This is a genomic window from Micromonospora sp. PRAS1 (assembly GCF_059553435.1).
On sequence record NZ_JCANNB010000053.1, the window covers coordinates 14,712 to 37,730 of the forward strand.

The window sequence follows — 23,019 nt, forward strand, 5'->3', positions numbered from 1 at the left end:
CGGCCTGCTCACGCGTCGGTCCTCTGATCGATCGGGTACCTCGTAGAAGGCGACGGCGAGCGCTATGATGACGGAGTTGATGCCAGGCCGTCGCTGAAGAAGTAGTCGGCCATGGTGTTGTGAGAGGGCGGTCCGCAGTAACTTGATTTGATCTATGCGTTGCGTCCGGCTGGTGGCCTTGTGGCGGGTTCGCTACGGATAGCTGTGGGTCGATGGGTTGAATGTGAGTTCTGGTCGTGACCGCCTGGGCGGCTGTGGCGTTAGCCCGGTCATGGGTGATCGAAAGCCGTACCCCAGTGACGTCACCGACGAGCAGTGGGAGCTGATCGGACCGTTTCTGCAGGCGTGGAAGGCCAAGCGCGTCGCGGTCTCGGTGTCGGGTCGTGAAGGTGACTATGACCTGCGGGAGATCGTGAACGCGATCTTCTACCAGAACCGGACGGGTTGTCAGTGGGCGTACCTGCCGCACGACCTGCCGCCGAAGTCTGCCACCTACTACTACTTCGCGCTGTGGCGTGACGACGGCACCGACCAGGTGATCCACGATCTGCTGCGCTGCCAGGCGAGGGAGAAAGCCGGCCGGCGGGAGGATCCGAGCGCGGTCGTGTTGGACACCCAGTCGATCAGGGCGGCGAACCACGTCCCGGCCACCACGACCGGCAAAGACGCCGGGAAGAAGGTGTCGGGGTGTAAGCGGGGCTTGGCGGTGGACGCGTTGGGCCTGATCATCGCAGTGGTGGTGACCGCCGCGTCGGTCACCGACAACGCCATCGGCATCCGGCTGCTCGACAAGGTCGTCGAACACACTCCGACGGCCAGCCGCGCCTTCGTCGACGCCGGGTTCAAACAGGACCTCGCCCTGCACGGCGCCGTCCTGGGCATCGACGTCGAGATCGTCAAACGCTCCGACACCAAGCCCGGGTTCGTACCGATCCGTAAGCGGTGGATCGTCGAGCAGGTCAACGGCACCCTGATGCTGCACCGCCGCCTCACACGCGAGTACGAAAGCCGACCCGAATCGGCGGTGTCACGGACGCTGTGGGCGTCGACGGCGAACATCGTGCGTCGACTGACCTGAACCAGCACACCCTCCTGGCGGCACCGGTGAACCTGCCCACGGTCCTCGACCTCATCGCCGATCGGGAAGCCACCACACGCCAGCACGCCGACCGGCTCCGCGAGCAGATCACCGAACTGACCGGCGAACTCGCCCGCCTCGACGGCGAACTGGCCGACCTGGCCACCACCCGCACCACCCTGCGCACTCTCACCGCCGCCGAGTTCACCGCCGACGACCCCACCATCGCCAGCGCCCCCTACCAGCAGATCCTGGCCGTCCTCCGCACCACGCCCGCCGGTATGCGCGCCAAAGGCATCTGCCTCGCCCTCGGCATCGAACCCTCACCGAAACACGTCGAAGGCACCCGCGCGAAGCTGAAACGCATGGTCAACCACCAGATCCTCACCGAAGACGAGCCCGGCATATTCACCCTCGCCCAGAATCGGACCTAATACTCCGAACCGCCCTCTGAGGCACAATCGTCCTGTGATACCCCCATCATGCACCGTCTGTGGATCATGTGACCGAGCGACGCAATTCACCGTGGTGCACTTCGCGGTGAACGCGCAGGAGCAAGCAAGACTCTCGGCACGGGCAGCGGCTGGCTGGGTCGGCCAGCCAGAAACGCCTTATGGTTCTGCGCCGAGCACCTCAGCATCGGCACGGACCGCCAGTCCCTGCACTGGCGCCAGGCCAGGGCCTTTGCGTAGTCGAGTAAGTGTTGCTGACCTGGGCGTTCGCGGTGTCGCGGCCTGTGTGGAGGGTGACGCAGGGCGGGTGCGGCCCGTCGGTGATCATGGAGTTGCTGAGACAACATGACACCGACAAGGACCACACCCGCGCATGTCATCATCGCTGATCGACGTGATCCGTCAGCACGCCCCCGCCCCGACCGACTCCCGGCCCGCTGGTCGTGAGTCGTATGGCCTGCTGGCTGCCCTGGAGCAGGTTCCCGACCGCGTGACCCACGAGGGATCCGCTACCCCTTGGCGAGCCTGCTCGCGGTCGCGGTGTGCGCGGTGATGGCCGGAGCCAGCACGTTCGCCGCGATCGGCGACTGGGTCGATGATCTCGATGCGCCGGCCTGGGAGCGGCTCGGGTTCACCGGCCGGGTGCCGGTGCTGACCACCCTGTGGCGGCTGCTGGTCCGCGTCGACGCCGAGACGTTGACGGCGGTCCTGGCCGACTGGCTGTGCTCACGGGTGTCGGCACCTGCGCCGGTGCGGCGGGTCATCGCCGTGGACGGCAAGGTGGTCTGGGCGCGGTCCTGCCCGAGGGACGGGTCCACCTGTTGTCGGCCTACGACACGTCCACTGGTGTGGTCCTGGCGCAGGTCCAGATCGCGGCGAAGTCGAACGAAATCCCCGCGTTCGCCCCGCTGCTGGAACAGGTCAAGGCCCGGCTGGGCGGCCTGGCCGGGGTGGTGATCGTCGCCGACGCCCTGCACACGCAGGTCGCCCACGCCCGGGCTGTCGCCGCTGCCGGCGGGCACCTGTACGTATCGGTCAGGGCCAACCAGCCGACCTTGTACGCCCAGCTCAAACGGCTGCCGTGGGCGCAGGTGCCGGTCGGGGACCAACACCGCGACACCGGACACGGCCGCCGTGAGACCCGCACCGTCAAGGCGTTGACCGTCCAGACTCCGGGCGGCATCGGCTTCCCCCACGCCCAGCAGGCCGTCCGGATCACCCGCACCCGCACGGTCGCCGGCAAACGCACACGAGAACCGTCTACCTGGTGATGTCGTTGCCCGCCGCCCACGCCCAGCCCGCTGACCTGCAGCAATGGGCCCGCCTGGAATGGCACATCGAGAACCGGCTGCACTGGGTCCGCGACGTGACCTTCCACGAGGACACCCACCGAGCCCGCACCGGCAACGGACCCGCCGTCACAGCGGTCCTACGCAACACCGCCATCGGATTCCACCGCGGCAACGGCCAGACCAACATCGCCCGAGCCACCCGACGCGCCAACCGCCGCCCCCACGACCTCATCACCACCGTGACCAGCAGCTACCCAACTACGCAATGCCCCTGGGCGCCAGGCCCTGGCTGAGATAACCGGTACTGCTGATCGCAGCACGGCTCCTCACCTCAGCTCGTAGCACATCCGTTGCCCCATGGCGACCTCGCCCCCACGGCCGGTCTCGGCTACCCGTCAGGCCCATCGCCGTTGCCTGGACAACGTCAATGTAGCTGGCCGGTGGTGGGATGCGGTCAGGTCAGGCTGTTGAGGAGTTGGCCGGCCACGGCGTTGCCTCGGCCGTGGAGGCGGGCGAGGACTTGCCGGCCGTTGTCTGCGGTGGGGCCGGAGCCACGCAGCGGGTTCGGGGTGCGAGTGGAGATGGTGACCAGGAACTCGGTGACTGCGGTATCCACCCGCTCATTGTTGGGGTTGGAGGAACGTTCGCGGGCGGCGAGCCAGCCGACGGCGTCGTGGACGAACGCTGCCGCGGCCGGCTCCTGAAAGAAGCGGACGGCCGCGTAGGCGAAGTCATCGTGGCCTATGTGCGCGCCGAACCACGTCGACCACGCCGGATCGGCTGCGCGGATGGCGGCTGTCTGCTGCTCGCTGACCGGCGAGTGCCCCCACTCGCCGAGGCCGGCGACGGCGAGCGCCAAGACGCCCCTGCCGGAGTGGCCTTGCCAGGTGCTGGCGGTGGTGGCGAAGTCGAGCATGTCTGCGACTAGGGTGGGGAAGGCTGCTGGCCACGGATCCTTCGCGCAAGCGGTTTTCCAGACCTGGCTGAGGTAGTTGCCCACCCAGGAGGAGGCGGTGGCACCGAGGGTGAGGATCGGCTCCCAGATCGTCCGGGCCTGTGTGGCGTTGGCGCTGATCGTGATGTCAGCGAGTAGCTCAAGAGCGCCACGTTCCTCGGCGTTGGGGTAGCGGGGGGAACGATTGGCGGCCTTGGCCGGGGTCAGCCCGGAGGCGAGGAACGTCGCGAGGTCGGCGGCGAACTCGACCGCCCGGGCTCGCGTGGGCGTATCCGCCGCAGCAGCAAGGGCTGTGAAGTGCGGGCGGGAGGCGACGAGGTAGCCGAGGTCGAGGGTGCGCAGTATGCGGGAGCGGCCGTCACGGGCGTCGGGGAATCTGGTCGCGAGGGTAGTGGCGATCCAGTCCGCCAGCCGGGGCACCTCGGCGGGCAGGTTGCCGTTGGCGAAGGCGTCGAATGCGGCCTCGGCGGCCGCCTCCAGCTCCGGTAGGTCGTCGATCGGGGCGTGACCGGGCTCGTCGTCCTCTTGGTTCACATCGAGTCCATCGGCTTTCTCCGGGTCGATGTCGGTGTCGAAGTCGAGGTCGTCGACTTCTTCAAAGTGTGGGTCGATGTCGTGGTCCCACATCGACAGCCGCGCGCGGTGCAGCGTCAGGTGCTCGAGCCGGCGCAGGTCGTCGGCGAGGTGGGGGTGTGCGGCGGTGAGTCGCATCACGGTGGTGGGGGTGAGGCGACGCGCAACGAGCAGCAGCCGTGCGATGGCGGCGCGCACGGTGACGTCGTCGGGGGTCTCGGCCCACAGGGCGGTGAGCGCTTCGGCGCAGAAGACGTCCCATTCATCGTCGGAAGGGTTGTCGGGGTGTAAGTGGGACCACGTGGCGGCCGGGTCGGTGAGGGGGCGCAGCAGCACGGTCTTGCACCACGTCTCACGGTCGGGGTGGTTCCGCAGCCAGTCGCGGGCGCACAGCACCAGCCATGCCGCGTACCCGCATCGCAGGTCATCCACACCGCTGATCGAGCTCGGCGACTCAGCGTCCGGGGCGAGAGCGTCGAGTTGGGGCTGGACGGTGGCCCACTGTTCCTCGAGCTCGGTGTCGCTGGGGCGGACATGGTCGGTGATGTTGCGGCGCATGGTGTGGGCGAACACCATCCAGGTGCGATCGCGGTCGAGGTGGTCCCGCATCTCGCGGGCTTCTTCCTCAAGGACCGCCGACGGGGTGTACTCGAGGTAAGTCCTTCCGTCCGTGGCGCGGACGGCCTGGTAGTTCGCGATGTCGGTCGCGGCGAGCATCACCCGCCACCGGTGCGCGTCTGTCGCGGCCCAGTGCTCTCGGGCGGTAGTGAGCTGTTCGGTGAGCCGGCCGGTGACGAATGCGCCCAGGCGCACCAAGTCCAGGAGCGGGGTCTTGCGGTGGTCCATGGTGTGCCACTTGCGGGCTCGCAGCGCTCGGGTGGGATCCATGACGAGCGGGAGCACACTGAAGGAGCGCATCTGCACGCTCATCCGGTCGTCGTCGAGCAGGTCGGCGCTGGTGACCAGGGGCGCAAGCGGGCCTTCCAGCAGTGCAGGAGTGTGGCGGGCGATGTCGGCGAGAAGCCCCCACGTCGCGACCGATCGGCTGCCGGTGAGCTGGGCGAGGAGCGTGGTGATGTCGCGGCCGGCGTTGAGGGCCTTGTAGAGGTGGGCCTCCAGGGCCATCATCGCCGCCGCCAGGATGTCCGGTACCCGGTGGCCACCGTGGCTCCAGGCCAGGACGGTGGCGTCACCGATCAGCGCGACGGGTGCGCCGTCGATGAGCAGCTCGAATGCCGGTCGCTCATGCGTGGGTTCCTGGCCGCCTGACATCGGGGTGTTGCGGGTGCGTCTCCAATGGATGGTCGCGTACTCGACGAGGGCGAGCACCACTTCGACGCCTTGCGGTTCGGCGTTGACGAGCATCGCGCGGAACGGCCCGCACTCGGGGATCGGATCGAAGGAGCGCGGGGCGCTGGCGATGCCGAGGCCGTCACGCAGCCGGTGGTGCGAGTAATGGCGGTGATGATGGTCGGAGTCGACGGCTGCTCGCAGCACCAGGTCCCGGGCCAGCTGCGCGGACGCCGGCAGCAACGGCATCACGGTGTCGACGTCCAGCAAGGCTGCACGGAGTCCCGTCTGGCCGCGACGCTGGCGGCCCCTGACCTGGCCACTGTGGTCGAGCTGGCTGTCAACAGGGGGCAGCAGCGTGTCGAGGAAGGTGGCGACGGCGTCGGGTTCGACCGCGCCGGCGGCGATGACGCACCGCCACAGCACCGGCTCGACTGTGTCGTTGAAAAAGCCTCCGCCGCCGATGTGCGCGACGATGTGCCGTCCGACCGCCAGGCCGATCACAGCAGCCTGATCGCGGGCCGGCCACGTGTCGGGAGCGTGTCGCAGCCACAGGTCGGCGATCGCGGCGACCTCCGGGGCGGCCGAGGCGACCGCGGTCTCATGCTCCGCCGCCAGGACGCGCAGGACCGGAAGCCACAGCGGCCATACCGGCAGCCGCGACTGCGCGGCGGCGTACACCGCCACGTCCGGTGTGTCGGCGAGCACAGTGACCCAACCGAAGTCCGGCACGGTCGCGGAGAACCTGAACCTGCGCAGCAGCCGTGCTAACAGAGCGCTGTCGGCGGCGAGGCGCGACCACAGCTCGCCCAGAAGCCGGTCGGCGTCGTGGGCGTAGAACACCGCGTCGAGGTACAAGTCCGCCACGAGCGGCTGGTCGGCGGCGTCCAGCGCAGACCGGTCGGCCTCCCACCGGTCGACACCGTGCTCGCGGAGCACGCCGGCGGCATACAGGCGGATTGCTCGGTGCCACGACGGCAGCGCCGCCTTCTCCGCGATCACGCCGATGACGTCGCCACGGGAGCGCAGGTAATGCAACAGCGTCCAGTCGTCGAACAGGTCGTGGGTGAAGCAGACCCGGCCGTCGACCTCGGAGAGGATCCCGTCGACGCGCAGTTGGTCGACGAGCCCAACGGCGTCGACCGGGAGGTCGTCCAGGGGAGTGTGGGCCCGCAGACGGTCGGCCTGCTCGACGGCGATCCGCCGCAGCATCGTCTGGCGGGTGGCGCCGTTCGGGCCTGCGCCGGTTAGCCGCTGCCACCACAAGCCAGCGATCGACGGCTCGTCACGGATAGCGGCAACCGTAGCCCCGGGCATCCGCAGCACCAGGTCGAGGATCTTCGGGCGTCGAAGGACGCCACGGAGCCCACCGGCGACGACCACCGCGGCCAGGTCTGGGTGCCCGCGCAACACCAAATTGACGTCGGCGTCAGACAGGTCACCCATCACGAGCGGGGCGGCCTGCGGGCCGTTGGCCTGCACCAAGTGCTCCGACACTCGGGGGAACTCCGCTTGCTGCGAGGTGATCAACAATCGGATCCGGCCGCCGGTGGCGGCGGCGAGGCGTGCCAGGGCGGCCGTCGCGGCGAACGGCTCGTCGGTGTAGACCCGGTCGAGACCGTCGACGACGAGGCGGACCTCTCCGGGGGCAAGCGTCAGGACCTCCTCCAGGCCCCGGGTCAGCCTGAGACGCGCGCTTACGCCGGCCTCGAGGTCCGCGACCGACAGCCACACCGCCTGGTGCGTGCCCAGGGCGGCCAGCCACCTCTTGGCGGCCACGGTCTTGCCGCAGCCCGACGGCCCGGACAGCACGCTGACCACCCCGGCGTTGGCGAGCACGGCGGTCACGTCCTCACGGGCCAGGACCACGTCGTCGCCGAGCCGGTCCCGGACCCGGGCCGTCATGCTGGCGGTGTGCGCGGTGAGAAGGCTCCAGTCGGGGGCGACATCCGGGCGCAGCTGAAACGCGAACTGCCCGCCCAGCCGCTCAGCCAGAAGCTGCCAGGTGACTGCCCCGCCTCTGGGCCGCAGGTCGGCGACCACCTCGAGCAGCGCCGTCCAGAGATCCACGACCCTCCCGGCCTGCTGCGGCACGAGCGCGGCGCGGCACCACCGGATCGCGTCCGCGATCGCCTGGGAGGTAGGGGTGAGGAAATCCAGACGCAGAGGCAGAAGCAAGGCCAGCAGCCGGGCGGGAGAGGAGTCCACGTTGACCCCGTGCTGCTCGGCGAGCTCGGTCGGGCACTTCGCCGATTCCCACAGCGAGCGCTTCGCCTCGTTGAACGCGCCAGGCACGCCGATCCGCGAGGCGATGCCAGCCTGGTCGGCGGCGGCCTCCTGGATCAACTCCCCGAGCTCGACCCAGGTGCCCTGCGCCGCTGACCCTGACACCAGGCCGACCCGGTCTGCAGCGGACCGGAACCTGTCGGCGAGGATGTCGCACCAGGCGGCCTGCACGAACTCCGTGTGCAGCTTGGCTCCGATCAACATGTCGAAGGACTTCACCGACGCCGACCACCGCGGCCTGCGGGCCGCGTCACCGGTGACGACCATATCGTCGAGGAAGAAACCCGACGCACTGCCCTGGAACCGTACCTCCACCGGGACCGCCACCCCGGCGCCCAGCGGCATCTCGCCAGCGGCCATCCCAGCGGCGAGCCACGCACCAACATGGTCTTCGAAAGCGAAGCCGCCACCGCCCGTGATGAACGCCGTCGCCACCGACCGCCCGCCCGACACCTCGCTGCTCGACATCGCCTGAGGCTACCGGCCCACACCCCACCCGGCCGCACTCTGCGAAAGCGGGGGGAACTCAGTGGCGGGGTCGTGGCCAGGGCCACGGTGAGCGTTGATCCGGGCGGCTACGCCGAACTGGTGGCCCTGGCCGGACAACACTCGGGGTTGCGGGCGTGGGCGTTGGAGGGCTCCGGCGGCTATGGCGCCGGCCTGGCCCGGCACCTGGCCGACGTCGGTGAGCTGGTCGTCGAGCTGAACCGACCGCTGCGACCGGCCCGCTGCGGCGGGGCGAAGTCTGATCCGATACGCCGAACGCGCTGCCCGCGACGCCCTGGCCCGCCCCCGGCTGGCCCAGCCCAAGACTGATTCCGAACGCGCGGCACTGCAGATGCGCTTGACAGCCCGCCGGGCCGCCGTGGAAGCCAGCGCCACCGCCCAACGGCAGCTGCACGCGATGGTGATCATCGCCCGGAGGTGGTGCGGGCTCGGTTCCGCGGTCAGAGCACCCGGAATATGCTCAGCAGCACCAGCTGCGGGCGATGCCGGCAGTAGCATCAGCAGCGCGCATGAGGACACCTTGGTCGTCATGGCCACACGCCGCCCGCGATGTCAGGCCACCGCACAAAAATGCACCGGGCGCGGTGGAAATAGATGGTCCGCGAGGGCCGTGATCACGCAGGATAGGCGCCGTGCACGTCACTCGCTACCAGCCCACCGGCGCCCGTAACGACACTGGGACTCAGCCGCGATGGGCCGTGATCGATCGGGCGCTTGCGTCCTTCGCGGACAAGTCCATCCTCGTACTGATCGCCGCGGCACTCGACTCCCCGTCATGTCGCCCCTGGGAGTACCACCTGACGTTGCTGTGGGGACGAGCACTGCGGCGGCCGTCGGCCGGCGGTATCGATGCCCAGCCCGCGTACCTGGTCCGCTTGGTCGAGAGTGCGTTGCGCGCTGCACCGTTCCGCGTGCCCGAGACGTCCCGGACGCCCAACGATCCTTGCCGATTGGTTGGTTTTACTCTTGGAAGCCGCCGCTGGCGAGTTCACCCCGGCGATTTTGACCATCCCGTGGTGCTGCTTCGCCAACTAGAACAGACCGCCCGAGCGGTGGACGAGACCGTAACGGCTCGCATGGGATTTTCCCTCAGTGACGTCCTTGAGGTCTGCCTCGCGCATGGCGACCACATCATCGAGGAGCTCGCGCCAGCCTGGCAGGCAGGCCCGGAGGCTAGCGCTTCTGCGCCTCGTGTCGGTGACGCTGAGGTGTCGGCAGTCCGGCGGCTGGTCGACGCCGAGCCGTTTGGATGGATTGACCAGTGCAGTAAGCCTGCGGCCGCCCGGCGCGCGCTGACCTGGCTGACCCGCGACAGTCAGCATCTGCGTATGCGCCACAATGCCGAGGAGGCAACGCTCGGGCCAGTCCTGCAAGTGTCCGCTGAGCATCGGCACGTCGGGGTGCCGGCCTGCTTGGCACTGACCGCAGCGGTCGCCGCCACCCGGTATCTCGCGGAGATGGTCGGCGAAGCCGGCGACGCCGCAGTGCAGTTGCACGCGCGCACGTGGTCGCACACCGTAGACCTGCTATCGCGGCGACTGGTGAGCCGCCGTGGCCAGGCGCCCGAACCAGCACCCGTCCGACCAGTCATTGAGGGCCCGCGGTTCCGCATCGCGGTGGTCAGCGGCGTGAGTGGTGCTGGGTTGCAAGGAGGGATCGCCTGGGGCGAGAAACTGCTGTCGGTCGACACTGCCACGACGCACAACATCGCCCAAGGCCCTGGTGGCCGCTCCGTAACCGGAGAAAGGCCGGTTGCGAAGGTCATCGTCTACGGAGGGCCGGCGAATGTTGTGGCGCACATAGTCGGCGAAGCCGTCGTCCTCCACGTTGAGGAACTCGCCGAGCTGCTCGCCGAGTGCGGTGGCGACCTCACTACCGTGGCCTGCTTCCTCGAAGACCTCGCGTTCCATCCCGGCTACACCGATGTCGCGTTCGTCGACATCTTCGACGTCTGGCGAGCGTGGAAGGAGCACGGCTCGATCGGACCGGTCACGGTGGCGGCACCGCGGCAGGGCTTGGCCGTTGCGCCGGCGACAACGGACCAGACGTGGGAGAGGGCGGCGTCGTGGGAGGGCGTCGACGCCGTGCTGGCCGGGGCCGGCATCAGCGCGGAGCACATAGACTGGCCCTTCGCGCGCGGTGACCACGGTGATGGTGCCGACCTGTTCTACAAGCCGGACAGCCCGGCGGTGTTGGTCAACGTCAACCCGCCCGTCGTTCTCGAAGTCGACCTCAATGACGCCGCCACGCTGCACACTCATCCCGACACGGTCGTGGGATTCGCCGACAGCCTGCGCCTACACCTACGCATGCCGGCCATCAGTAAACACGTGCGTGACGAGACGGGTCGAACACTGCGGCTGGCCCTGGTCTGGCTCCCGGACACGTCATTCGAGCACACCGACGGCGCTCTCGCATTCGTGCAGGTCGATTCGAACTTGCGGCAGATCGCACTGGTGATGGCAGCAGGACTGTTCACCATGTTCGCCGACAACCCGGCATCTGCGTATGCGCTCATTGGCGAAGGGCTGGAACGCGGGCTCACCACGCTGGCCACCGGCCACGAAGCAAGCAGGTTCGAAATGTCGGCATTCCGAACGGCGTGGCGGGCGGCGGGACCCTTCATGACCGTGCACCGACAGGTAGAGGCACTTCCACTGGTAGCGCGCAACGACGGCCTCCCGCGATCGGCTGCGGTACACGCCCGCGCCGATCGGAGAGCCGTCACCGCCATTCTGCGCCGCCGAACCCCCGACGGCGTGTTTCTCGGCCCGGACGCACTGCGGATGTGCGAAGGATTCATCCTGCCCGCCGTTCAGGAATCGCTGTACGACCTAACGTGCCAGTACGATCGCACTGTGACGTTGGCCGTCGCCGCCCGGGTCAACGACGCCCACGCCACCGCCTACCGTAGCGCCCAGCAACTTGCCGTAGCCCTCACTGGGCCCTGGGCGCACAACTGGCACGAGATCGCCCTCGCTGACGATCAGTACCAGCAGACCCACGCCTTGGAGACTCTCCTCGAGTCCCTTCTCGCCGAACCGCCCGTAGGCAGCGCCGTCGCCGACGAGCTCGACGTCGCCGAGATCACCGCGCTGGCGCACCGGCTGGTGGTCACGGCAGCCGTGGTCCGCGGCTACACCGACCGGCTGCATGGCCTGCGCCTTACCATCAGCCGCGGCATGTTCGCGGTCGAACCGGATTGGTCCGACCATGACGATGTCGAGCGCGTCGAGGTCGACCTCGCCGCCTACACCGATCACCGCCGTGCGGCCCGTCTCCTCCCGGCCGCCAGTCAGCCGACTGGCTCCGTCGACGACCATCAGGACGACGACTCCGGCCTCCTCAGAAACTCACCGCCGGGACATCGGTACCAGGTCCCCTTCACCCCTATACGCGGACGGCTGCCGGTCAACCTGCAACGGGTCGATGATCGACTCCGCGATCACTGGGGCACCGGTCTCGACGGTATACGTGCCGTCCTCGGCGTGGCCGTCGACTGGGCCACCGACGCTTCTGGCGTACACGCTGTAAGCCGTTCCGAACTCGTCGATGCCGCCGCGCAATGGTCGGAGCTCGGCGTGGCGCAGATTGAGGCAGCCGTCGACCTGCTCACCCTGTCCGGTGACCACCTGCGCGAGGCGGGCCGGTTGCGATTTCTCGACATCGAGCGGCGCGCGCATCGCCTCGCCTTGCGCCCGCTCGTCGAGGTTGAGGGGCAGTTGTGGATCTTGCCATGGCGGTTGCTAGACACGCAGCGTCTGTTCGACGCTTACCTACACCGGTCACGGCTGCCGTTCGCCCACCGGGATCTTCCGCCCGGCGTCGCCGACATGATGAGCGCCTATCGGCAGGAGTTGAATGCCCGGCTCGAGGAACTCGTCCACGGCGTCGTCGCCACGACGGGGTTGCCATGCCGCTTGCATGTCGAGGTGGCCGAGCTCAAGGGCGCTGGCATCCCGGAACCGCTCGGAGAAGTGGACCTGGTGGTCGCCGACCCGGCCACAGGCAGACTGTGGGTCGGCGAGGTCAAGGACCCAATCACGGCGTTCAGCACGGAAACTCTCCGGAACCACGTTCGTAAGTTCTACCGCGGCCCGAAGCCATATGTGCCGCGGCTGCTCGCCAAGGCCGCACAGATCCGCGAGGCCGCGCGCGGTGTCGCCGTGCTGGTCGGCGGTCCCGACCGGGCAAGGTGGCGCGTGGTGCCGATTCTGGTGACCCGCGATGTGGAACCTGCCGCGTTCGTCGCCGAACCGCAGGTGCCTTTCGCGCTTCCGCACCAACTGCCGGACATCTTGAGAGCCAGCGTCGACCCAGCACCGGGACCCGTTCCGCTATGACGGGTGAAACTTCAGCGGACCGGTTATCCGCGCCGACATGCGTTGGTCGACGTGCAGCTGACCGTGCGCGCGGACACAAGCTCTTTCTCGGTACAGTTCGTCCGGCACACGCCTTGTCTGGGAAAGGACGCGGGCGACGGGACATGGCTGGTTTCCAGGGCTAATGCACCATTGGGGCACCTGTACGCATTGGCAACTACGGCGCAGTCGTTCTCGAGTCGTACGACGATGTACAGGCGTTGACACCCTCGCCTCAAGTCTGCCGAACGTGTACGCCGAGTCCGCGTCGCTTTGACAGTTTGATCAGTGAGTACTCCCAGGGTGCGTAACGTCACCCAACTTTCTGGCACCCCCGAGCACGTCCCAATTGAGGTTCACGGGTTGTTCGGCGGCCTTGCCGATGCCGACCTCGCGCATCACCTCCTCAACGGCGACGAGGTTGATCCGATCGCCGGATCGGGCCAACGCGACCATGCAATTACTCCATGTCGGCCACGTCGCCGGCGCTGCCACGCTCGCCGTAGGGCTACTACAGGCTGAGCGCTGTGCAGGACCAGACGTGGTCGATGGTGTCCTCGGCTGTCCCAGATTGACCAGGTGCCCGAAGATCATGTCGCTGAGTGCGCACATATCGTCCGCTGCGTAAAGCCTGTCCAGCCTTCAGACGCTGATGTCCTAGGACGCTCTGCAGGGGGTAAGGCGTCTCATGTCAGCGAGGATCAAGCCACCCGTGATGCCGTACGGGCAGCCGGCAAGGACTGGTCGGTGCGGTCAAGTGCCGGGCGTTGCGGGGCTCGCCCAGCGGGGGAGGCGATAGGCTGCAACCGGTAATGCCTGGGGTTCGGAGGTGAGGTGCGCGCTATGGGTACCGGCTACGAACCGATGAGCCTGGCGGTGTTGGCGACCCATCTCGCGTCTGCGGACAGCGATCGGATCCGCTGGAAGCTGGTGTGGGAGTTCCTGGAGGAGTACCGGTGGGAGCCGGCCGACACCAGGGTAGGTCTGTTGCAGGATGAGCCCGGGTCGACCGGGGACGTACGGTGGGATGCGCTGTTGGCGGCGCTCGCGGAGCATCTGCTCGCGCAGGCGGATCTTGCTCCGCCGGCGTGGGTCGAGACCCGGGTGCTGCGCCGGGCCTGGTTCCCGGCCGAGCTGGCCATCCACCGCGCCGATGCGCTGGCGTGGGCGCCGGCCGCGTTCCGGAAACACGGTGTGTACGTGTCGGTGCACGACTTGGCGGCAGCGTGAGCGGGTCGGACGGCGTCCTGATGGGGCGCGCGGAACTGGAACGCGCGTTCACCCGACTGGGCGAGCGACTCGTTCGCCGTGGCGTAGTCGCTGACATCTTCGTGGTGGGTGGTGCCGCGATGGCGCTGGCCTATGATGCGAAGCGGGTGACCAGGGATGCGATGCGATGTTCGTCTCGCACGGCGTCGTTCTCGACGAGGCCCGTGCGGTGGCCGACGACCTGGGACTGCCCCCGTGGTGGCTCAACGAGCAAGCCAGCGTCTACGTCTCCGGCAAGGACGATCCGGGCCGACGGCGGGTCTTCGACCATCCCGGGCTGCGTGTCATGGCGGCTTCGCCGGAGCACATCTTCGCGATGAAAGCACTCGCGGCCCGGGCCCGCGACGTGGACGATCTCCGTACCTTGGCGGCGCTGGCCGGCGTCGCGACGGTGGACGACGCCGTACGCCTGTGCAGCGACTTCTACCCAGACGAGGTGATCTCACCACGGGCCATGGGAGTCATCCGCGAACTCTTCGAATGAGCCTGCGGCAGCGGCGCCAGCATTCGCCGCAGGCCTCGGACGCCAGTTTTGGTGGAGTTGCACCAGGCGTGAGCCAGATCCGGTTCGGCGCTGCCCGATCACTGCCGCTACTCGGCCTGACCTGCGCCATCACTGACTTCAGTCACGCCTGGCGAACCGTCCAGATCCACGTCACCCAGACACTGGACACCATCCGGCAGGAACTCCAGATGGCGATGCCGCCATCGGTACACCCCCGACCGCCATCGCCCAGAGGTGCCCGACGTCGCAAGCCAAGAGCACATCGACCAGGCCAAGCATCCGCGGCGCTGGACATAGCCCGATAGCCTCTGATTGACCGCCCGGGCGTTGGACTCTACTGTGCAACGCATGAACACCTGTTTCCGGCAGGTGTGCAGGGTGTCTGTGGCCGAATCCCCCCTCGGACACATCATTACCACATATCGATCATGGCTGCGCTGGTTTGAGCTGGTCCCAATCTGCCCGTGAGCGGTGTGCAGTGCGTCTGATCGCACACGATGTGGATCTTATTCTCCCGTAGGAAAGTGGCCAGCGCGTGCGGGCTGTGAGTGTCTCTGGCGATGCTGGGATGGCCGGCCAGTCTGGCGATGACGTGGTCCTCCCGCAGGTAGAGAATCTTGCGGCGTCGGCTGGCGGGGTGTTGGGTGCTGGTGTGTCCGTGGCGGCATCGGTAGCCGGGGCGTTGGTTGACCCAGTGGGCTTCCATCATCCGGCCGCATTGTCCGCATCGCAGCAGCCCGGTGAGTAGGTAGCTGCGGGTGGTGCCGTCCTGGGCGCTTCGGCGGGAGCGGATGGCCTGGGTGGCGATGAACTCCTGCTCGGTGACAAGGGCGGTGTGGGCGCGTTGTTTGGAGATCACCCAGTCCTTGGTGTTGTTCCAGCGGACGTTTCCGTGTGCGCGGGCATCGACGTCGGTGCGTTGCCTGTTCCATACCTGCCGGCCGGTGTAGCGGGGGTTGGCGAGGATCGCCGAAACTGTTCGGAGAGTCCATCTATGGTTGGTGCGGTGGTGGTTGCGGCCGGGGTCGACAGTTGAGGGACAGGCGACGGCGTCGTCGTTCAAGGCGCGAGCGATGCTGGCGAGGCTGTGACCGGCGAGTCGTTGGGCGAACATTCGCCGCACGTGTGCGGCCGTGGCCGGGTCGGGTTCGAGTCGCTGAAGTCGACGACCCCATCGAGCGTGTGCGGCATTGGGGTGGGGCCCGGCGTCGACTAGTTGGTAACCGTAGGGTGGCCTGCCACCGAGGTAGCGGCCCTGTTCCCGCGCCTGAGTGCGCATCGCGGTGATGACTCTGTGCCGGGAACGCTGCACCTCGCGCTTGGACTGGACACCCAACAACATGATCAGCGCCTGGTGGGCCGGTTTGCGACAGTCGACGGGCCCATCCGTTTCGGGTAGCCACAGTTGCACATCGTGCTGTTCGAGCAGCGGCATCAGGTTCAGCAGTTGGTTCCCGGAGAAGGCTCTTTCGTACTCGCCGACCACGATCGCGTCGAACCCGCGAAGAGGGTCGCCGAGCCTGGCCAACAGAGCTGCGGATTGCGGGCGGTGCCGCCAGTTGCGCCGGCGGGAGCAGCCGACGTCGAAGTACTCGGTGACGATCGCCCCGTGACCGGCCACGAGCTCGGTCGCGCAATCCAGCTGCCAGTTTCGGGACGTCGCCCGGTCCTGGTGCTCAACCGTCGACATCCGACCGTAGAACGCGAAACGCAGATTGCCCCGCCGACGGATTCGTGGCTTTGTACGCGCCTCCGACTGCTTGTTCAGCCATTGGGTCAGGGGATTCTCTTCACCTTGGTCATCTGACACGTCGCCCTTCATGCCGAAGATTCCTCGTGGTGGAGCCGCACAGGAGGTCCGTCTCCACCAGGCCCCAACTTCCGGCCGGTTGGGTGGCAGCGGCATTGATCGGCCTGTCGGAGCCAGCCGGCGTGAACCGGAGTCTGGCAAGCTTCGCCGCACGGGAGCGGGGAGTGCGACATCTTCGTCGCACATGCGCCAACCAGAGCCGCAGCTACTCCAGTTCATCGAAGTGGACGAGGTACGCGTGCAACTGCTCCTTCTTCGCGTATCGGTGCAGCTCGTCGAGGGTGGGTGTGGTCACCTCAAGTTGTTCCGCCACCGTCCTCAGCCGGCCGGCGAGGTCGGCTCTGGTACGGACATCGCGGAGTTGCGTCATGGCCAGAGCCCGTCGCAGTGCTGCCTGCCGTCGTAGCTTTGCGTCGTCAGTCCAGATCTGCACGAAGTGCCGCTTGCGTAGCTGGTACGACCCGATTCGACTGAGCGGCATCTTTGGCGTGCCACCGAAGCTGTCCGCAATGAGGGTTGCGCGCCAGACACCGCTCGGCAGCTGCTGTAGGGTGCCTTTCCGTTTGCCGTCCGCGAGCCAATTGGTCCAGATCTCTCGCGGATCCTGCGACAGCTCGGCTGCGATCAGAGTCCTGATTAGCGGGACCCGTTCACACACCGACTCCAGGAAGGTGTCTCGTTCGCCGCGCACCCCGCTGTAGGCCAGCAGACGGCCGTCGGCGTCCTCGATGAGGTAGGCAGGCAGGTAGGCGTCCTGATGTCCGAGCACACGCAGATTCCGCAGTTGCTTGGGCAGGTTGAAGTCGAACCGATCGGGTCGCTCTCCGAGTTGAGTGACGATCTCCGGTCGGAAGGTCGTGGGCGAGAAGAGCGGGGCGAAGCGCGATCCGTCGCTGACCTGTTCAGCCGGCACGTCGGGTGTGGGCAGCAGGCTCAGCGAACCTTGGTAGTGGCTGCGAGGGAGCGGGCGGGCGGTGAAGCGTTCGACGAGAAGCTGCTGGCGGCTTTCCTTCGGAACGTAGCGGATACCGGCCCGGGCGGAGCTTTCCCCGAGCCGGGTAAGCGTGACCAGCCCCTCGGTGTTGCGGACGTGGCCGATGAGAGTGAGAAACGCCAGGCAGCGTTCCACGAGTGAGGTGGGTAGACCGTAGAACGCTGCCAGGTCCGCCGATCGGTGCAGCCCGGCCTCCAGGATGCCCCGCACCAGGAAACGATCGATCACCTCGTACGCCTGCTCGTCGTATACCTGTGCAGCCGTCTCGACCTGCCAGAGCGGCCAGAGCACCGGGAAGAGCCGCGCCGGACGCGCACCTGGCACGGTGACTGCGTGCTCGATGGCTCGCTGGGCGGGGTAAATGACCCGGGTCACGAGAACGTCCCGCTTACCGTGCTGATCGTCAGCGTGGATGCTGCTCCGTCAGCCATTGAGCATCCCCTCGATCTCCCGGGAGGGTCGGCGGTCACCCACCGCGTCGAGGTGGGCGATCAACGATTGGATCAACGTGGCGAATCCCGGATCCCGCGCAGCACGCAAGGTAGTCGTGTCACCCACCAGGACGAGTTGACGCCGGGGTCGGGTGATTGCCACGTTGAGGCGTCGGAGTTCGGTTAGAAAGCCGATCTGGCCTCCATGGTTGCTGCGGGTGAACCCGTAGACGATCAGATCCCGTTCACCGCCCTGGAACGAGTCGACGGTGCCCACGTTGTCGGCCACCCCGGCGTCACCAAGCTCCTTTCTGAGTAGCTGAGTGATCAGCTCCGCCTGTGCCCGATACGGGACGATGACCGCCCAGTCTGCGTACCGTGTGGCGGTCCGGCCCAACAGCTGGACGATCAGCCTGGCCTCCAGATCGTTGACGTAGCCGGGCCGCCCCAGCCCATCCACCGAGCGGTCGGGCTGCTCCCTCCGCCGCGTCGCTGGCTGGTCCGACGTGTCGATCATCGCCAGTGGTGCGCTGAAGACAGGGTCGGGCGGACCGCCGAGATGATCAGTCTCCAGCAGTCCCCGGTAGAAGGCGTTCGACACGAACTGGGCCAGCTCCGCCGGCATGCGTCGCTGCACCCGCAACATGACCCGGTTGGTGTCTGCCAACCGGGGATACAGCCGTTCGAAGGCGCTGCGCCGCAGCACGTCACCGACCAGTGCCCCGACTTCAGGAGGCGCATCGGAGGCGATGCGGTCGGCCCAGCTGCGTACCTCGTCGTCGAGGAAGGGCGGCAGTTGATTGTGGTCGCCGACCAGCACCGCCCGGCGGGCCCTTACCAGCGGCACCAACAGGTTCGGCGTGGAGATCTGCCCGGCCTCGTCGACGATCGCCACATCGAATTCCAGCTCGGCCAGCAGGGCGGTGGTGGCGGTGCCAATGCAGGTGGCCGCCACCACATCCGCGTACCGGACCAGCTCTCGATGCAGGTCCTGCTCGGCGACGGCCACCTGCTCACGCCACTGCGCGAGTAGCCCGGCCCGGTTGCGGGCCAGGTCCGCCGCCGAAATCAGCTCCTCGTATAGCCGCGTCCAGCCGGCCAGATCGTCAGGCACCCGACCGGGCACTGCGACCACTGGGCGCAGCACCTCGCGCGCTGCTTCCACTGCCCGAGCGGTGTCGCCCAGCGCCTTCCCGTATACCTTGGAGGCACCGTCGCGGGCACTGGTGATTGCCCGAACTCCCGGGTCGGCAGCGACCAGCGCGTCGGCTCGGGCACGAACCGCAGCATACGACTCCTCGGCCAGTCGCAGTGCCGTCCGCGCGGCGTTGAGCTGCTCGGAGATCGCGGCGAGATGCCGTTCTCGGCGGTCGGCGAGCCAGCGGAAGAAGAAAGCCGGCACTCCTGAGGCGGCTCGCCGCCGTGCCGTCTCGGCCTGCCGTTCATGGTGGCGGTGCCTTTCGGCGAGCAATACCACACTCTCGCGTGACTCCCGTGCTCGCTGATCGGCGGCAGCGAGCTGTTCGGCGAAGGGTTCGACCGCCCGCTCGACCGCGGCTGCCAGCTCTGCGGTGCGGACCTGGACGTCCCGGTTCGCGCCCTGGGCCTCCGCTAGCCGCGCGGCCAGGTACCCGAGCCACCGCCCAGCCTGGTCATCGGTGCCGGTGAAGGTAGCCAGGCGGGAAGCCGTACCTGCGGTTGCCGCGAGAGTCTCCTGCCGTAATGCTTCGACCTGCGTCTCCACCATGAACCCGCGTGCTTGCGCGGTCATTGTGTCCTCGTTACCGACCCGGACCGCCCGGACATCCGGCGGTAGTCGTTCGAGCACGTTGTCGACGGCGCGGTTGGTGTGAGAGGTGACCAGTACCCGCTGCTCACGTTCGGCGTACCCGGCGGCGATTTCGGTGATGGTGCGAGTCTTCCCGGTGCCGGGCGGCCCGAGCACCAACAGCAGATCGGGCACGGTCAGGGCAGCGCGGAATGCATGCAGCTGCGCCGGGTCGAGCGTCTCGCGTGGCTGAGCATCGGAGTCCGGCCGGTACGGCGCGAGACGCTGGTCAACCAACTGAGTGAGCAGGTGGGGCTGGGTGCCACGTTGTTCCCGGAGAGTCTCCACCGCGTCGAGCTGCGCGCGGTAGACCCGGTCGCTGGGCAGCACCTGCAACGCACCTTGCTGCGGGATGCGGGCGTAGTCGACGGTGTCGTCGAATCTTACGGTGATCTCCCGGTCCTTGATCCGCAGCACCCGGCCGCGCAGGTCGGGTGCGTCGGTGACGAAGACCAGTGCACCTCGGCCCACTGTGGCGTCACGGAGCAGGTGGAAGGCGTAGACGCCGCGGGCAGAGTACCGTTCCTCACGGGTGCTGGCCAGCTTCCGGTACGGCAGGGCCGGCTCCCGGCTTTGCCGCGCGATCTCGATATCCCGGCTTGCCTCAATGACCTCGGTGAGCAGGTCGAGGTAATCGACATGATGTGCTGGCATCGGTGGTGTCGCGCCCGGACGGGGGACGGCGAGATCAGCCCAGGCCCGGCAGAGCAGCGGCCAGTGTGACGACGACCGCTGCGGCACGTCACGGACGTGGTGGTAGGCCCACCAGCCCCTCGTACCGCTGAGGACCAGCGCCGCCTTGAGAAGGCGTTCCTGGTCCTTGAAGGAGAGCGGTGATACGTGTCCGAGCTGGTACGCGTCACCGTGGTTGGTGGGGTAGAGCCAGGCTGCCCAGCGCTCGCCATAGACGACCAGTCGGGAGCGGTCCGGCTCGACCCGGGCCGGCAGCGCGTTCGACGACGCCAACCTGCCGAACTCGTTGATCAACACCGAGGGATCCCGCAAGCCGCCTTGGGCAAGTTGATCGATGGCCTTGCCGGATGGTACGACCGCGACCGGGCCAGGCAGGATCAGGGACGCGACGGTCAGGGTGTGCCTCCCTGGGAGAGCAACCGACGTCCCTCGCGGAACGCGCCCGCGAGCGTACGTGTCTCGGTGGAACGGCGGGACGGGTCCGGATCGAGGCAGCGCAATAGGAAACCGTCGATGTGATCGGGCAGCTCGGGCAGAGTGGCCCGGATCGGCGGCGTTGCGTGCGGTGATGGCGGATGACCGGTCATCGTGTGATAGACCAGCGCCGCCAGCTGGTAGACGTCGACTGGAGCGGCGAATCCGTTGCCCCGGTGCTGCTCCGGTGCACGGTAGCCGGGAACGCCCTCGCCTGGCTGGGGCGTGAGAGCGGCCAGACCGCCATCTACCAGCGTCGCGCGCCTGGTACGCCCGCAGAGCACGATGCTGTCGGGACCGAGCGCCCGGTGACTTGCCCCTTCCTCGTGCAGCACCGTCAAGGCGGCACAGACATCGGCGGCGGCACCGAGCACGCCGGCAGCGGCGTACCGAGCCAGCGGCATACCTGTGGGGCCGAATGCCTGCCGCCAGGTGGGCCCGGACGGCAGCACCGTGACCAGCGTGGTGGAGGCAGCATCCTCGGTCAGGTCGTCGAACGACGGTAACCCTGCTGCACCGTTCAGCTTGCGTAGGAGGCGGCCCTGCGCGCGCACATCCTCACGGCGCCGCTGGGCCGCCGGAGTGTCCCGGATAAGGCGGAGTTGGCGGATCCGGACTCGGAGCAGGTCGTGCTGGACACGGTCGGCGGTCGCCTCCCGCCAACTCCACGAGTGGTCGTTGCTGATCTGTTCGACGGCGTCGCCGTGCAGTAGGTAACTGCGCGCGCCGATCCTGCGCTCGTCACCACCACACCAGGAGGTCTGAGCGTGGTCCTGGTACTGCCGGGACCTCTCGGTCCTGATCATGACAGGCTGCGAGCGCTCCGGCTCGTCCGTATCGCCACTGTCCTGATAGGGGTGGTAGTAGGCGCGCCGAACATATCGTGCGGCGGGCTGCATGAGCTGGCTCCGCAAGGCCGTCTCGTCCCACAGGGCCAGCCGCACTCCGGTGAGCCGCGTCCGTGTCGGGGCCCAGCTGTCCCACCACTGGGCCATCTGCGGATCGAAGCTCGACGGTACGCAGAGCACCCACTCCTGAATCTGGTAACCATGCTGACGCGCGTTGCGTACCGCCGAAGCGAACGAATCCTCGATCTGCCGGCGATGGTTCCGCGTGACCCCGTGCGGGAAGTACTTCGCCTGCCAGATCGTGATCTGACCGTTCAGGTCGCCGACCAACGCGTCGATGCCCCAGTCGCCACCGTTTGCGAACACGAGCCGGGCGTCACCGCGTACCGCCTCGACTAGGAGCGCGATCATCTGCTCGAAGTCCTCGCGGGCACCGGTCGCTCCTGCCCGTGCCTGATGCGCGGAGAAGTGGATCGGCGGTTCCCCCGATGCCGCCCGCGTCACCGCGCCATCACGTCCCTGTCGTCGCCAGGTGTCGATGCGTATGACAGGAGCATCCCAAATGACCGGCGACGAGGGCAAGAACGATGCCCCCGCCCAAGACATGAACCAGGACACTGTGACCGCTGTATGCCGCCCGCACGATCCGACGCGATGTCGGATGGTAGTCGTGCAGCCTGGCGCCGGAAGCAGTCGGCCTTGCCATTGCCTTCTTTGGCCTTTGAACGAGAACCGGCAGCATCAGCCGCGAGTCAAGAACCTGATCGACACGAGCCGGGCAGCTGTGGGACGACGTTGCGGTCGGGTCGCATCGCCGGCTCGCCAAGTTGCGTGTCCAAGATCCGACAGTCGCTGCGAGTCCTCGATCGATACATTGGAGAGCTTTGCTCGCGATGGTGATGAGGAGTGGTTATGTACGACGTACTCGACGATCTGGTGAGGTCATCAGCGAACTTCGGGTATCTGACCGAGCATGAGCCCGTACTGGCGTACGACGGAGCTACGTAGCTGACGGCGATGAGGCGCTGCTGGCGTTCCTCGCTGAGATGCTGCACCCGGCAGTGCGCACGGACCTAAGGCGTGTTTCAAAAAGCGGGTCAGAGCCACTCGCAGATGATGGTGATGGTCAGGACGGCCTGGAACCGGACGGCCAACTTGTCGTAGCGGGTGGCCACGCCGCGGTGGCGTTTGAGTCGGGCGATGCCATTCTCGACGGCGTGACGCATCCGGTAGAGGTCTCGGTCGAACTTCGGCGGGCGTCCGCCGCGGCTGCCTTTGGCTTTGCGGTGGGCGTCCTGGTCGGTCTTGCTGGGGATGCACGCCTTGATCCCGCGTTTGCGCAGGTAGGCGCGGTTACCGCGGCTGGTGTACGC

At 67.6% G+C, this 23,019-nt stretch carries 15 protein-coding genes and 1 pseudogene; 9 read left to right on the plus strand and 7 right to left on the minus strand.

The genetic code is table 11. The features are described from left to right. The first annotated feature begins 271 nt into the window (after positions 1 to 271). From AC507J_RS30145 to AC507J_RS30165, 5 genes and pseudogenes are all read left to right on the plus strand, one after another. Entirely contained in the window at positions 272 to 1,078 is an 807-nt protein-coding gene (locus AC507J_RS30145) for an IS5 family transposase (RefSeq protein ID WP_496293557.1), read from the plus strand. Positions 1,079 to 1,104: 26 nt separating this feature from the next. Continuing rightward, complete coding sequence (locus AC507J_RS30150) at positions 1,105 to 1,512, plus strand: hypothetical protein (protein ID WP_496293559.1); 408 nt, start codon at positions 1,105 to 1,107, stop codon at positions 1,510 to 1,512. 558 nt (positions 1,513 to 2,070) lie between these two features. Next, a pseudogene (locus AC507J_RS30155) lies at positions 2,071 to 2,193 on the plus strand (transposase family protein); the annotation flags it as partial. Between the two features lie 158 nt (positions 2,194 to 2,351). Continuing rightward, the gene (locus AC507J_RS30160) at positions 2,352 to 2,801 is read left to right on the plus strand and encodes an ISAs1 family transposase (RefSeq protein WP_496293561.1); all 450 of its coding nucleotides are present in this window, start codon (positions 2,352 to 2,354) and stop codon (positions 2,799 to 2,801) included. Further along, a complete protein-coding gene (locus AC507J_RS30165; protein ID WP_496293563.1) occupies positions 2,798 to 3,115 on the plus strand; it encodes a transposase in 318 nt (105 codons plus the stop codon). Before AC507J_RS30160 ends, AC507J_RS30165 begins: the two co-directional genes overlap by 4 nt. A 161-nt stretch (positions 3,116 to 3,276) precedes the next feature. On the opposite strand, the gene AC507J_RS30170 is transcribed toward AC507J_RS30165, so the two are convergent. Next, the gene (locus AC507J_RS30170; protein ID WP_496293565.1) at positions 3,277 to 8,394 is read right to left on the minus strand and encodes a hypothetical protein; all 5,118 of its coding nucleotides are present in this window, start codon (positions 8,392 to 8,394) and stop codon (positions 3,277 to 3,279) included. Between the two features lie 72 nt (positions 8,395 to 8,466). On the opposite strand from AC507J_RS30170, the gene AC507J_RS30175 reads away from it, so the two are divergent. Together AC507J_RS30175 and AC507J_RS30180 are read left to right on the plus strand one after the other, a co-directional pair. Beyond that, complete coding sequence (locus AC507J_RS30175; protein WP_496293567.1) at positions 8,467 to 8,742, plus strand: hypothetical protein; 276 nt, start codon at positions 8,467 to 8,469, stop codon at positions 8,740 to 8,742. A gap of 389 nt (positions 8,743 to 9,131) precedes the next feature. Further along, positions 9,132 to 12,776, plus strand: coding sequence for a hypothetical protein (locus AC507J_RS30180; RefSeq protein ID WP_496293569.1), 3,645 nt, complete (start codon positions 9,132 to 9,134; stop codon positions 12,774 to 12,776). A gap of 303 nt (positions 12,777 to 13,079) precedes the next feature. Here the strand turns inward: AC507J_RS30180 and AC507J_RS30185 are convergent, their stop codons facing one another. Beyond that, on the minus strand, positions 13,080 to 13,250 hold the full coding sequence (locus tag AC507J_RS30185; RefSeq protein WP_496293571.1) for a hypothetical protein: 171 nt from the start codon (positions 13,248 to 13,250) through the stop codon (positions 13,080 to 13,082). A 387-nt stretch (positions 13,251 to 13,637) separates the two neighbouring features. Here AC507J_RS30185 and AC507J_RS30190 point away from each other — a divergent pair, with 387 nt between their 5' ends. Then, a complete protein-coding gene (locus AC507J_RS30190) occupies positions 13,638 to 14,024 on the plus strand; it encodes a hypothetical protein (protein ID WP_496293573.1) in 387 nt (128 codons plus the stop codon). Between the two features lie 166 nt (positions 14,025 to 14,190). Then, the gene (locus tag AC507J_RS30195; protein ID WP_496293575.1) at positions 14,191 to 14,547 is read left to right on the plus strand and encodes a hypothetical protein; all 357 of its coding nucleotides are present in this window, start codon (positions 14,191 to 14,193) and stop codon (positions 14,545 to 14,547) included. 433 nt (positions 14,548 to 14,980) lie between these two features. On the opposite strand, the gene AC507J_RS30200 is transcribed toward AC507J_RS30195, so the two are convergent. The 5 genes from AC507J_RS30200 to AC507J_RS30220 form a co-directional block, all read right to left on the minus strand. Beyond that, positions 14,981 to 16,390, minus strand: coding sequence for a recombinase family protein (locus tag AC507J_RS30200; protein WP_496293577.1), 1,410 nt, complete (start codon positions 16,388 to 16,390; stop codon positions 14,981 to 14,983). A 193-nt stretch (positions 16,391 to 16,583) separates the two neighbouring features. Then, the gene (locus AC507J_RS30205; protein WP_496293579.1) at positions 16,584 to 17,663 is read right to left on the minus strand and encodes a hypothetical protein; all 1,080 of its coding nucleotides are present in this window, start codon (positions 17,661 to 17,663) and stop codon (positions 16,584 to 16,586) included. A gap of 132 nt (positions 17,664 to 17,795) precedes the next feature. Further along, positions 17,796 to 20,621 (minus strand): AAA domain-containing protein, encoded by a 2,826-nt coding sequence (locus tag AC507J_RS30210; RefSeq protein ID WP_496293581.1) that lies wholly within the window; start codon positions 20,619 to 20,621, stop codon positions 17,796 to 17,798. A gap of 95 nt (positions 20,622 to 20,716) precedes the next feature. Then, complete coding sequence (locus AC507J_RS30215) at positions 20,717 to 22,150, minus strand: protein kinase domain-containing protein (protein ID WP_496293583.1); 1,434 nt, start codon at positions 22,148 to 22,150, stop codon at positions 20,717 to 20,719. A gap of 593 nt (positions 22,151 to 22,743) precedes the next feature. Beyond that, on the minus strand, positions 22,744 to 23,019 hold a 276-nt coding region (locus AC507J_RS30220; RefSeq protein ID WP_496293585.1), incomplete at its 5' end, for a transposase.